We start from the raw sequence: 12966 nt of genomic DNA, 5'->3' as shown, positions 1-12966 counted from the left end.
GCATCGTTGGCCGTTCGGCATAGCGGGCCGCGAAGCGAACGGACGTTACAATAGGAACCCGCGCGAGCACCTGGTTCGCGCGGGTTTTTTCTTGCCACTTTCGATGACCCTCGCCGCCAAGCCATTCGCTGCTGCTGTCAATCATCTGCTCGCCCGCGAATCGTGGGCTCGCCAGCGTCTCGCACCTTACGCGGGCAAGACCGCTCGACTGTCATGCGCACCCGTGGAGCTGACTTTGCTGGTGCAACCCGACGGCTATCTGGCCGCGGTCGGCGAAAGCGAAACACACCAGTTCGACGTGACCGTCTCGGTGCCGTCCGACGCGCTGCCGGCCTTTGTGCAAGGCGGGCAGGCCGCCGTCATGAAGCATGTGAAGATCGAGGGCGATGCCGAGTTCGCCACGGTCATCGCTAAACTTGCCGAGCATCTGCGCTGGGAGCCGGAGGAAGATCTGGCGAAGCTGATCGGCGACGGTCCTGCGTGGCGGGTGGCGTCGGTCGTGCGCAGGGTTGGCGAGCATGTGCAACGCACGAGCCGCAACCTGCTCGACACGACCGCCGAATACCTGCTCGACGAGAATCCGCAACTGGTGCGCCGTGCCGCACTCGCGGACTTCAACGTGGAGCTGGCGCGCGCACGCGACGCACTGGCACGCGTGGAAAAACGCCTGGAGCGGCTCGAACAGAAGGTCGAAGCCCGCGGCGCCCATGCGCCGGGCGGCGCCGCCACGTCGCGCGGCACGCGCTAGTCACCGGGCACAACTATGCGTTTTCTGCGTTTCCTCAAAATCTTTTTCACAGTCATCCGGTTCGGCCTCGACGAAATGATGCTTAGCCGCATCAACGACCGGCGCGTGCGTCTGCTGCTGCGGATCACCACGATCGGCCGCACGTTCCACGCGCCGCCAGGCGTGCGTTTGCGGCTCGCGCTCGAAAGCCTCGGGCCGATCTTCGTCAAGTTCGGCCAGGTGCTGTCGACCCGCCGCGATCTGTTGCCGGTGGACATCGCCAACGAGTTGGCGAAGCTGCAGGATCAAGTGCCCCCGTTCGACTCCGCGGTCGCGATTGCAATCGTCGAGAAGTCGCTCGGCGCGCCGGTCGACGTGCTGTTCGACGACTTCGAACGGGTGCCGGTGGCGAGCGCGTCGATCGCGCAGGTGCACTTCGCGAAGGTGAAGGCCGGTCAGCACGCGGGCAAGGCCGTCGCCGTCAAGGTGCTACGTCCGAACATGCTGCCGGTGATCGACTCCGACCTTGCGCTGCTGCGCGACATCGCGGTGTGGGCCGAGCGTCTGTGGGCCGACGGCAAGCGCCTGAAGCCGCGCGAGGTGGTCGCCGAATTCGACAAATACCTGCACGACGAACTCGACCTCATGCGCGAGGCGGCCAACGGCAGCCAGTTGCGGCGCAACTTCGCCGGGCTCGATCTGCTGCTGGTGCCAGAAATGTACTGGGAGTTCTGCACGCCCACGGTGCTGGTGATGGAGCGCATGGTCGGCGTGCCGATCAGTCAGATAGAGACGCTGCGGGCGGCCGGCGTCGACATTCCCAAGCTGGCGCGCGAAGGCGTCGAGATCTTTTTTACCCAGGTGTTCCGCGACGGGTTTTTTCACGCGGACATGCACCCCGGCAATATCCAGGTCAGTCTCGATCCGGTGCACTTTGGCCGCTATATCGCGTTGGACTTCGGCATCATCGGGGCGCTGTCGGACTTCGATAAGAACTATCTGGCCCAGAACTTCCTCGCGTTCTTCAAGCGCGACTACCACCGGGTCGCCACGCTGCACCTGGAGTCGGGCTGGGTGCCGCCCACCACCCGCGTCGAAGAACTGGAAAGCGCGATCCGCGCGGTTTGCGAGCCGTATTTCGATCGCGCGCTCAAGGACATTTCGCTCGGGCAGGTGCTGATGCGCCTGTTTTCGACCTCGCGCCGCTTCAATGTCGAAATCCAGCCACAACTGGTGCTGCTGCAAAAAACCATGCTCAACGTGGAAGGGCTCGGCCGCTCGCTCGACCCGGAGCTGGATCTATGGAAGACCGCAAAGCCTTACCTCGAACGCTGGATGAACGAGCAGATCGGCTTGCGCGGCTGGTACGAGCGCCTGAAGATCGAAGCACCGCAGTGGAGCAAGACGCTGCCGCAGTTGCCGCGCCTGATCCATCACGTGCTGGCCGAGCGGCACGACAACAGGTACGGCGCGAACGACGACATGATTCGCCAGATTCTGCTCGAGCAAAAGCGAACCAACCGGCTGTTGCAGGGGCTGCTGATGTTCGGCGTGGCGGTGGGCGTCGGCGCTGTGTTGGCGCGGGCGTTTCTGGCGCTGGCCTACGGCGGCTGATCGCGTCCCACACTACTTGCGCGAGGCATACGATGAGCGACCCGACCGAACCTTCCTTGCCCGATTTCGCGAACCGGGATCCCAACTCGCCGGCATTTTGGGACGAGCGCTTTCAGCGCGGGTTCATGCCGTGGGATCAGGCGGGCGTGCCGGCCTTGTTCCGCGCGTTCGCCGAACGTCATCGCGGCGTCGCCGTGCTGATTCCAGGCTGCGGCAGCGCGTACGAGGCGGTCTGGCTCGCTGATCAGGGCAGTTTGGTTCGCGCGATCGACTTCTCAGCGGCGGCCGTTGCGGCGGCGCACGAGCAATTGGGTGCCCGGCAAGCGCACCTGGTGGAGCAGGCGGATTTCTTCACCTACCAGCCGCCTTTCGCGCCCGCCTGGATTTACGAGCGCGCGTTCTTGTGCGCGTTGCCGCCGGCACGCCGCCCCGACTACGCGCGCCGGATGGCCGAACTATTGCCTGGCGGCGCGCTGCTCGCGGGGTTCTTCTTCCTCGGCGCGACGCCGAAAGGGCCGCCGTTCGGGATGGAGCGGGCGGAGCTCGACGGACTGCTGACGCCTGACTTCGAACTGGTCGAAGACGAGCCCGTCACCGATTCGATACCCGTGTTTGCCGGACGTGAGCGCTGGCTCACGTGGCGCCGCCGCGTCTGAGCGCCGGCGGCGGCCGAACGCGGCATCCGCCTCACTTGATTCGACAGCGGCCGCCCCAACCTAATGCAATGGCGGCCGCCTCGGGCATCGGTTCCCGAATTTCACGGGACGGATATCGTTTGCGGCTATAATTCAAGGCTTTGCAAGCGTTTACAAGAATTCAGTAGGGAAAAGTTCATGCCGATCTACGCTTATCGTTGCGAGTCGTGCGGCTTCGGGAAGGACGTGCTTCAGAAGATCAGCGACCCGCAGTTGACACAGTGTCCCGAGTGCGGGAAAGACACCTTTCGCAAGCAAGTGACCGCCGCCGGTTTCCAGTTGAAGGGCTCCGGCTGGTATGTAACCGATTTCCGCGGCGGCAATAGCGGCGCCGGCGCGCCGGCCAAACCCGAGGCCAGCGACGCGAACGGCGCGTCCAAGGGCGCGAGCGAGAACGCGGCCGCCGGTGACGGCGCCGCTAAATCCGGCACGGCAGCGGCCGCGGCCAGTCCATCCAGCGCGGCCGCTACGCCTGCCGCGCCTGCTGCCGGCCAGGCCGCCTCTGCGAGTGCGAGCGGCGCCGGCAGCGCCTAGCGGGACTGCCGCCCTCGGGGGCGGCGCACACGCCGCGCGCTGGGCTTCGGCCCGCGCGGCTTTCTGGCGGTACACATGACGACGAAAAAAACGACGCTCAAAACGGTGTTCCTGACTGGCCTGCTGGTGCTGGTGCCTCTGGCTATCACACTGTGGGTGCTCGGTCTGATCATCGGCACGATGGACCAGACGCTGTTGCTGCTGCCCACGTCCTGGCAGCCGGAGCGGGCCATCGGCTATCGACTGCCGGGCCTCGGTGCGGTGCTCACGCTCGCATTCATCTTCGTGGTCGGGCTGTTGACGCAGAACTTCGTCGGGCAAAAGCTCGTGAAGTGGTGGGAGTTGCTGGTCGCTCACATTCCCGTGGTCGGCCCCATCTACACCAGCGTCAAGCAAGTGTCCGACACATTGCTATCGAGCAGCGGCAACGCTTTCCGCAAGGCGCTCCTGATCGAGTATCCGCGTCGCGGTTCCTATACGATTGCGTTTCTGACCGGTGTCCCGGGCGGCGATGTGGTCAATCACCTGAAAGAAGAATACGTCAGCGTGTATGTGCCGACCACGCCGAACCCCACGTCCGGCTTCTTCCTGATGGTGCCCAGAAGCGAAGTGGTCGAGCTCGACATGACCGTCGACGCGGCGCTCAAGTACATTGTCTCGATGGGTGTCGTGGCGCCGTCCGCACCGCCGGCGGCGCTGCGCGGCACGGCCGTCGAGCCTCCGCTGTAATGCCGGCGCGCAGTGTTCACGCAGTGTTCAACTGCGGCGCGCCGCTCAACCAATGCAAAACGAAAGACAAACATCATGTCGATGAGATCTGAATACTGCGGTCTGGTGACCGAAGAACTGCTGGGCCAATCCGTCTCGCTGTGCGGCTGGGTGAGCCGCCGCCGCGACCATGGCGGGGTCATCTTCATCGACCTGCGCGATCGCGAAGGGCTGGTCCAGGTCGTCTGCGATCCGGATCGCGCCGACATGTTCAAGGCAGCCGAAGGCGTGCGCAACGAGTTCTGCCTGCAGATCAAGGGCGTGGTCCGCAGCCGTCCGGAAGGCACGACCAACGCGGCGTTGAAGAGCGGCAAGATCGAAGTGCTGTGCCACGAGCTGATCGTGCTGAACCCGTCGATCACGCCGCCGTTCCAGCTGGACGACGACAACCTCTCCGAGACGACGCGCCTTACACACCGCGTGCTCGACCTGCGCCGTCCGCAGATGCAGCACAACCTGCGTCTGCGTTATCGCGTCGCGATCGAAGTGCGTAAGTATCTGGACGAGCAGGGCTTCATCGACATCGAAACGCCGATGCTCACGAAGAGCACGCCGGAAGGCGCGCGCGACTACCTGGTGCCGTCGCGTACCAACCCGGGCCAGTTCTTCGCGCTGCCGCAGTCGCCGCAGCTCTTCAAGCAGCTGCTGATGGTGGCGAACTTCGACCGCTATTACCAGATCGTCAAATGCTTTCGCGACGAAGACCTGCGCGCCGACCGTCAGCCGGAATTCACACAAATCGACTGCGAAACCTCGTTCCTGTCGGAACAGGAAATCCGCGATCTGTTCGAAGCAATGATCCGCCACGTGTTCAAGCAGACGATCGGCGTTGCGCTGGACGAGAAATTCCCGGTCATGCTGTATTCGGAAGCCATGCGCCGCTTCGGTTCCGACAAGCCGGACTTGCGCGTGAAGCTGGAATTCACCGACCTGACCGATGCCGTCAAGGACGTCGACTTCAAGGTGTTCAGCACGCCGGCCAACACGAAGGACGGCCGTGTCGCGGCGATTCGCGTGCCGAAGGGCGGCGAGCTATCGCGCGGCGACATCGACAGCTACACGGAATTCGTGCGCATCTACGGCGCGAAGGGTCTCGCCTGGATCAAGGTGAATGAAGTCGCGAAGGGGCGCGACGGTCTGCAAAGCCCGATCGTCAAGAACCTGCACGATGAGGCAGTCAACGCGATCATCCAGCGCACCGGCGCGCAAGACGGCGACATCATTTTCTTCGCAGCGGATCGCGCGAAGGTGGTGAACGACAGTCTGGGTGCGCTGCGCCTCAAGATCGGCCATTCGGAGTTCGGCAAGGCCAACGGTCTGGTCGAGACCGGCTGGAAGCCGCTTTGGGTGGTCGACTTTCCGATGTTCGAGTTCGACGAGGAAGACAACCGCTACGTCGCCGCGCATCATCCGTTCACGAGCCCGAAGGACGAGCATCTGGAGTACCTGGAAACCGATCCGGCACGCTGCCTTGCGAAAGCCTATGACATGGTGCTGAACGGCTGGGAGATCGGCGGTGGTTCCGTGCGTATCCACCGCGAGGAAGTGCAGAGCAAGGTGTTCCGCGCGCTCAAGATCAACGCGGAAGAAGCGCAAGCCAAGTTCGGCTTCCTGCTCGACGCGCTGCAGTACGGCGCGCCGCCACACGGTGGCATCGCGTTCGGTCTGGACCGCATCGTCACGATGATGGCCGGTGCCGATTCGATCCGCGACGTGATCGCGTTCCCGAAAACGCAACGCGCGCAGTGCTTGCTCACGCAAGCGCCGAGCGAAGTGGACGAGCGCCAGTTGCGCGAGTTGCACATCCGTCTGCGTACGCCCGAACCCAAGGCGTAAGTCACGGATCGAGGCAAGCGACTGCTGTCTGAAAACCACAGCAGGAGCATACAAAAAAGGCGCGTCATGCGCCTTTTTTGCTTTTTGCGTTACAGTCGAAGCAACCGCTTTCGACCGCTCATTGGACCACTCGCGGACATGTCCAGCGCAAGCGTTGCGCCCAGTTTCCAAGTCATGCCAAAGCCGCCGAAAATTCCACAATCCGTGCTTGTTGTCATCCATACGGCCGCGCTGGATGTGCTGCTGATCGAACGCGCCGATCATCCGGGGTTCTGGCAGTCGGTGACGGGCTCCAAAGATCGGCTCGACGAGCCGCTCGCCGAAACGGCCGTGCGCGAGGTCGCAGAGGAAACCGGCATCGTGATCGGCAGCGCACTCGTGCCGCGAAGCGCGTTGTTCGACTGGCACTATTCGATCGAATACGAGATCTATCCGGAGTTCCGCCATCGCTATGCAGAAGGCGTGATCCACAACACCGAGCACTGGTTCAGCGTGCAGGTCCCCGAGCAGTTGGAGGTGACGCTGGCACCGCGCGAGCACACCGCGTTTCTATGGCTGCCGTTCGAAGAGGCGGCGTCACGCTGCTTTTCTTCGTCGAATGCCGACGCGATCTTGCAGTTGCCAAGCCGGCTCGGCGCGCGTGGCGCCGCGGAGCTTCGCCGATGAGCACACGCAGCGCGCGCCGTTTCGCGCGACTGCGCCATGCGCTGCTCGGCCGTCGCTATTGGCAACGCTATCGCTTCACGAGCGGCAACGATGTTCGACTGCTGCGCTCCGGCGACGACTTGTTCAGCGCACTGGTCGAACGTATCGACGCCGCGCAGCACGACGTGGTTCTCGAAACCTACATCTTTTGCAACGACAATGCCGGCCAGACGGTCAACGCGGCGTTGCTGCGCGCCGGCTCACGCGGCGTGAGGGTGCGCGTGATCACAGACGGCATCGGCACCGCGCGTCTGCCGATGTTCAACGAGTGGCCGCTTTCCGGCATCGATCATCGTATCTATAACCCGCATCTGTTCGGACGCTTCGGATTTTCCCGCACGCATCGCAAGCTGGCGGTCATCGACGACCAGTTCGCGTATTGCGGCGGCATCAACATCGTCGACGATTACCAGAACAACGGCGAGACGCTGCCCTACCGGCGCTGGGACTTCGCGCTCGAGCTGCATGGGCCGGTGGTCGCCGACGTCCGCCAGGCGTTCGAGGTGCAATGGCGGCGGATTCGGCTTGGGCATCGGCCGCTGGAATCGCTGCAGCCGGACTTGGGGCCGCAGACTTCGGCATCGCTCGGAAGCTTGCGACGGCGCCGTCGCCGCCGTAACGAGGAACTGTGGGCGGGCGGTCAGCCGTGCGTGGCGTTCGTCGCACGGGATAACCTCATCAACCGCCGCACGATCGAAAAGGCGTATCTGGCTGCAATCGGCCAGGCGCGCGAGGAAATCCTGCTTGCCAATCCGTACTTCATGCCGGGGCGCAAGCTGCGGCGTGCGCTCATCTTCGCGGCGCGGCGCGGCGTCGTGGTGAAGCTAATCATCGGGCGCAAGGAGTTCAAGGCGCTCGATTATGCGGTGCCGTTCCTGTACCACGCGTTGCTCAAGGCCGGTGTGCAGATCGCGGAGTACGAGAAGACGCTGCTGCATGGCAAGGTGGCGGTGGTGGACTCCAACTGGGGGACCGTTGGATCGTCGAACCTCGATGCACTAAGCCTGATGCTCAACAACGAGGCGAATGTGGTGCTGGTGAACGACCCGTCGATCGATGTATTGCGAGAGGCGATTCTCGACGCGTTCAGGGACTCGCGCCGTATCGACGAGGCGCATTATGAGTCCCGTCCAGCGGGCGAGCGGGCGCTGAACTGGCTGGCCTATACGAGCTACCGGTTGGCGATGAAGCTGTTGACGGTGGGTGGCTACGATTAGGCGCTTCGCGCCGCGTGGGGAAGATTTGTGCAGGGCGTGCGAATCGCCAGCAAGGTTGGCTCGGGAGACCGCCAAAGTCGACGTATTTCGGAACGCTCTTAAAGACCCCGCGCAATAGCGCCGCCATAATTTCCGTTCGATACAAATTCAACGGCCTGCCGGTGCGCGTGCGTCGCCTAAGCGCCTTACGTTATCCAACCGTGTTCGCCGCCCGGTCGTTGCCGCTTACGGCGACCGGACCGGCGCGTCGTGCCCGATCGCCTGTCAACATGCCGGTCCCTCCGCATCATAGCCCCAACAACACATCGAGCCTTCACGATGAAGCCGTCGCGGCCTATCAAGCGGGGCGCCTAGACGCGGTGCAGATGCTGGCCGATAGTATTCTCCGGCAAGACGGCGAGCATGTCGGCGCTATCCATCTACAAGGGCTGCTCGCGCTTGCGGCGGGCCACCTGCAAAGCGCGCGGCACTGGCTCGAACGCGCGATCCAGCTGGGCCCCGAACCGATCCTGTACAACACGCTCTACGCAATTCAGCTCAAACTCGGCGACTTTGCGAGCGCCGTCGAGAGTCTGCGGCAAGGTCTCGCGTTGCAACCGGAGCTTGCCGCGCTTCACTACAACCTCGCGTTGACGCTGCAACATCTCGGCAATCTCGACGAAGCCGCGCACGGCTACCGTCGAACGCTCGAGATCGAGCCGGACCACTCGGCGGCACATAACAACCTGGGGCGCATCTACGCGGAGCTCGGTGCATTGGAAGATGCGCAGCGACACTATCGGCGCGCCATCGAGTTATCGTCCGCCAACCTCGTCGCGCGCAACAACCTGGCAATGGCTTTGCTCGCGTCAGGCCGCTATGAAGAAGCCTGGCCGTATTTCGAAGACCGCTGGGTCAGCATCAAGCTGTCCGATGGACGGCCCGCACAGGTGCCCTTGCAAGTGGCGCTGCCGCGCTGGTCGGGCGATGCGCCGGCCGCTCCTGTCGCTGCGCGCTCGGGGCGTGCGTGCGGCGAACGCCTGCTCGTCCTCAACGAGCAGGGCTATGGCGACAGCCTGCAATTCGTGCGCTATTTGCCGATGGCGCTCGAGCATTTTTCCGAGGTCGGCTATGTGTGCCCGCAACCGTTGCGTCGCCTGTACGAGCAGTCGCTGTGCGCACGGTGGCCGCGCCTGGTGCTGCTCGACGGCGTACCGGACCTGCGCAACTGGGACCGCTACTGTCCGCTGATGTCCCTGCCGATGGCATTTCAGACCCGCCTCGCCACCATTCCGGCGGCACTTCCCTATCTGCATGCGGCGCCGCACCGCGCAGCGCAATGGCGCGCGCGGCTCCAAGCGCTGCCAGACACGCGTCATTTGCCGCGCGTGGGCGTCGTGTGGGCGGGCGGCCATGCGGGCACGGCGGTCGACCGGCTGCGCAGCCTCTCTCTCGCGCGGCTCGCGCCGCTGCTTGCGCAGCGTCACGTGCATTGGATCAGCCTGCAAAAGAGCGACGATCCCCGCAAGCTTGCCGACGCCGCCAGCCACGCACGTCTGACGGACTGGACGGATCAACTGACGGATTTCGCCGATACGGCGGCGCTGCTCGACAACCTCGATCTGGTGATTTCCGTCGACACTTCGGTGGCGCATCTTGCTGCCGCAATGGGCAAGCAGGTCTGGCTGCTGAACCGCTTCGCGGGTTGCTGGCGCTGGCTGCGCGGCCGGGACGACAGTCCCTGGTATCCGGGCTTGCGCCTGTTCACGCAGCCGCGGCGCGGCGACTGGGACGATGTGCTGGACCGCGTCGCCGCGGCTTTACGGCGAAGCTTTCCAACGGTAGGTGAATGACGCTTGCGTGCGCTGCCGCAGGTCTCTCGCTCGTCGCGCTATCCGCCCAGCCGTCGATCCGCCGCTATGCGCGCTAGTAACGCCAGCGCATCCCTGTAGCCCCGGCCGTCACTCATGGCGGTAGCCACGGCGGCTGCGGTTCACAACTTCTCAAAAAGCCGTCGCGCGCCCCTTCGCTGTCCATCAAAGCCTTCTTGACTGCTGCCCACTTGCTGCATGATGTCGGCCGGCTGCACACCGGCCGACGCCAGCGGTCCGAATCGCCACGGCCGCGCCAAGGCAAACGCCTCTAAAAAATCGGACTCGTCCGATTGACGGATGTCGCAAAATTGAAACCGGTTAGAAACCGGTTTCTAATAAAGTCCTTGTTCCGGGGACGGCGACACTCAATAATAGTACGGCCGTTCGATTTCATGTCGGTCACATTAGAACGGTAAACAGCTATGCGAAAAGGCGAACAAACGCGAGTCGCGATTCTCGATGCAGCGCTCGATCTGGCAAGCCGGGACGGACTGGAAGGTCTGACGATCGGCCTGCTTGCCGAGCGTATGCAGATGAGCAAGAGCGGGGTGTTCGCGCATTTCGGATCGCGTGAGGACTTGCAGGTGGAAGTCGTGCGCGAATATCACCGTCGTTTCGAAGAAGAGGTGTTTTTTCCGAGCTTGCGCGAGCCGCGTGGCTTGCCGCGCTTGCGCGCGATGATTTCCCGCTGGATGGAGAAGCGCATCCAGGAAGTCACCACTGGCTGCATCTATATCAGCGGCGCCGTCGAGTATGACGACCGCGCGGATAACCCGGTGCGCGAGCAACTGGTGTCGAGCGTGACGATCTGGCGCGCGGCGCTCACGCGCGCGATTTCGCAGGCAGTGGAAGAAGGGCATCTGCGCGCTGACACCGATCCGCAACTGATGCTGTTCGAACTGTATAGCTTCACGCTTGGCCTGCATCACGACGCGCGTTTCCTGCGTTTGCCAGAAGCGGTGCGTCTCACGTGGGCCGCGCTCGAAAAACTGATCGTGTCGTATCAAAGCGAAAACCGTTAGCAGCGCCCTCGAACATCAACTGATTCAGCGGCGCGGACAGTCCCGGTCACGGACTCGGCTAACGGCCTGGCTTTTTGTCAAACTTTGGAGAGAGTCATGGGACAGTACGCCGCGCCGCTGCGCGACATGCAATTCGTGTTGCACGAACTGCTCAACGTGGAAGCCGAAATCAAGCAGATGCCCAGGCACGCGGAGCTGGACGCCGACACGATCAACGCGGTGCTCGAAGAGGCCGGCAAGTTCTGTTCCGAAGTGCTGTTCCCGCTCAATCACAGCGGCGACGCTGAAGGCTGTACGTACGCCGACGACGGCGTGGTGACCACGCCGCAGGGCTTCAAGCAGGCGTATCAACAGTACGTCGACGCCGGCTGGCCCGCCTTGGGCTGCGATCCGGAATACGGCGGCCAGGGGCTGCCGGCCTTCGTCAACAACGCGCTCTATGAAATGCTGAACTCGGCCAATCAGGCGTGGACGATGTACCCAGGTCTCTCGCATGGCGCATACGAATGTCTGCGCGCGCACGGTACGCCCGAGCTGCAGCAGCGCTATCTGCCCAAGCTGGTCGCGGGCGTGTGGACCGGCACCATGTGTCTGACCGAGCCGCATTGCGGCACCGACCTCGGCATGCTCCGCACGCGGGCGGAGCCCAACAGCGACGGCTCGTATGCGATCAGCGGTACGAAGATTTTCATCTCCAGCGGTGAGCACGATCTCGCCGAAAACATCGTCCACCTGGTGCTCGCGCGTCTGCCGGATGCACCCAAAGGGACCAAGGGCATTTCGCTATTCATCGTGCCGAAGTTCGTGCCGAACGAAGCCGGCGACCCCGACAAACGCAACGGCGTGAAGTGCGGCTCCATTGAACACAAGATGGGCATTCATGGCAACGCGACCTGCGTGATCAATCTCGACAACGCGAAAGGCTGGCTGGTCGGCGAGCCGAACAGAGGCCTGAACGCGATGTTCGTGATGATGAACGCTGCGCGCCTGGGTGTGGGTATGCAGAGCCTCGGGTTGACCGAGGTCGCATACCAGAACTCGCTCACCTACGCGAAAGAGCGTCTGCAGATGCGTTCGCTGAGCGGTCCGAAGGCGCCGGAAAAAGCCGCCGACCCGATCATCGTGCACCCCGACGTGCGCCGCATGCTGCTCACGCAGAAAGCCTACGCCGAAGGCGCGCGCGCGTTCTCGTACTGGTCCGCGCTGCATATCGACAAGGAACTGTCGCACGCCGACGAAGCGGTGCGCAGCGAAGCCGCCGATCTCGTCGCGCTGCTCACGCCGATTCTCAAGGCGTTCCTGTCGGACAACGCGTTCGAAAGCACCAATCACGCGATGCAGATCTACGGCGGCCATGGCTACATTACCGAGTGGGGCATGGAGCAGTATGTGCGCGACGCGCGTATCAACATGATCTACGAAGGCACCAACGCGATTCAGGCGCTCGACCTGCTCGGCCGCAAGGTGCTGGGCGACATGGGCGCGAAGATGAAGAAGTTCGGCAAGCTGGTAACGGAATTCGTCGAAGCGGAAGGCATCAAGCCGGAGATGCAGGAGTTCGTCAATCCGCTCGCGGACATCGGCGAAAAGGTGCAGAAGCTTACGATGGAAATCGGCATGAAGGCGCTGCAAAACCCGGACGAAGTCGGCGCTGCGGCCGTGCCGTATCTGCGCACCGTCGGCCATCTGGTGTTTTCGTACTTCTGGGCACGCATGGCTCGCATCGCGCTCGACAAGGAAGCATCGGGCGATCCGTTTTACAAGGCGAAGCTCGCCACCGCACGTTTCTACTTCGCAAAGCTGCTGCCGGAAACCGCGATGACGATCCGTCAGGCGCGCGCCGGTTCGAAGTCGCTGATGGACGTCGAAGAAGCGCTGTTCTAACGCTTACACCGCGAAAGCGGCGCTGCGCGTATCGCCGTCGCGGCCCACTTTCAGCCACATCGCGAAGCGTCCATCGAGCTTCGCGACATCCGCACAATTTCCCGGAGAAAC

The 12966-nt window shown here is 63.3% G+C and carries 11 protein-coding genes; all 11 read left to right on the top strand.

The window, feature by feature from the left end; translation table 11 throughout:
• Positions 1-103 precede the first annotated feature (103 nt).
• The 11 genes from ABQJ48_RS16285 (at position 104) to ABQJ48_RS16235 (ending at position 12855) form a co-directional block, all read left to right on the top strand.
• Positions 104-748, top strand: coding sequence for a ubiquinone biosynthesis accessory factor UbiJ (locus ABQJ48_RS16285; protein ID WP_367839036.1), 645 nt, complete (start codon positions 104-106; stop codon positions 746-748).
• Between the two features lie 15 nt (positions 749-763).
• Complete coding sequence (gene ubiB, locus ABQJ48_RS16280; RefSeq protein WP_367839035.1) at positions 764-2341, top strand: ubiquinone biosynthesis regulatory protein kinase UbiB; 1578 nt, start codon at positions 764-766, stop codon at positions 2339-2341.
• Between the two features lie 32 nt (positions 2342-2373).
• Positions 2374-2997, top strand: a complete 624-nt coding sequence (locus ABQJ48_RS16275; protein ID WP_367839034.1) for a class I SAM-dependent methyltransferase — start codon at positions 2374-2376, stop codon at positions 2995-2997.
• A gap of 177 nt (positions 2998-3174) precedes the next feature.
• The gene (locus ABQJ48_RS16270; RefSeq protein WP_367839033.1) at positions 3175-3570 is read left to right on the top strand and encodes an FmdB family zinc ribbon protein; all 396 of its coding nucleotides are present in this window, start codon (positions 3175-3177) and stop codon (positions 3568-3570) included.
• Positions 3571-3645: 75 nt separating this feature from the next.
• Complete coding sequence (locus ABQJ48_RS16265; RefSeq protein WP_367839032.1) at positions 3646-4299, top strand: DUF502 domain-containing protein; 654 nt, start codon at positions 3646-3648, stop codon at positions 4297-4299.
• Between the two features lie 75 nt (positions 4300-4374).
• Positions 4375-6174, top strand: coding sequence for an aspartate--tRNA ligase (gene aspS, locus ABQJ48_RS16260; RefSeq protein WP_367839031.1), 1800 nt, complete (start codon positions 4375-4377; stop codon positions 6172-6174).
• 174 nt (positions 6175-6348) lie between these two features.
• Positions 6349-6840, top strand: coding sequence for a dihydroneopterin triphosphate diphosphatase (gene nudB, locus ABQJ48_RS16255; RefSeq protein ID WP_367839030.1), 492 nt, complete (start codon positions 6349-6351; stop codon positions 6838-6840).
• A complete protein-coding gene (clsB, locus tag ABQJ48_RS16250; protein ID WP_367839029.1) occupies positions 6837-8096 on the top strand; it encodes a cardiolipin synthase ClsB in 1260 nt (419 codons plus the stop codon). The genes nudB and clsB overlap by 4 nt, the downstream gene beginning before the upstream one ends.
• 269 nt (positions 8097-8365) lie before the next feature.
• Entirely contained in the window at positions 8366-9928 is a 1563-nt protein-coding gene (locus ABQJ48_RS16245; protein ID WP_473094142.1) for a tetratricopeptide repeat protein, read from the top strand.
• A 443-nt stretch (positions 9929-10371) separates the two neighbouring features.
• The gene (locus ABQJ48_RS16240; protein WP_367839027.1) at positions 10372-10971 is read left to right on the top strand and encodes a TetR/AcrR family transcriptional regulator; all 600 of its coding nucleotides are present in this window, start codon (positions 10372-10374) and stop codon (positions 10969-10971) included.
• Positions 10972-11067: 96 nt separating this feature from the next.
• Positions 11068-12855 (top strand): acyl-CoA dehydrogenase C-terminal domain-containing protein, encoded by a 1788-nt coding sequence (locus ABQJ48_RS16235; RefSeq protein WP_367839026.1) that lies wholly within the window; start codon positions 11068-11070, stop codon positions 12853-12855.
• The last annotated feature ends 111 nt before the right edge of the window (positions 12856-12966 follow it).

Origin of the sequence: Paraburkholderia suaedae, assembly GCF_040812055.1 — a bacterium.
Classification (GTDB): Bacteria; Pseudomonadota; Gammaproteobacteria; order Burkholderiales; family Burkholderiaceae; genus Paraburkholderia.
The sequence above is the reverse complement of the archived record's forward strand: the minus strand, read 5'-3'. Positions and strand labels throughout refer to the sequence as shown.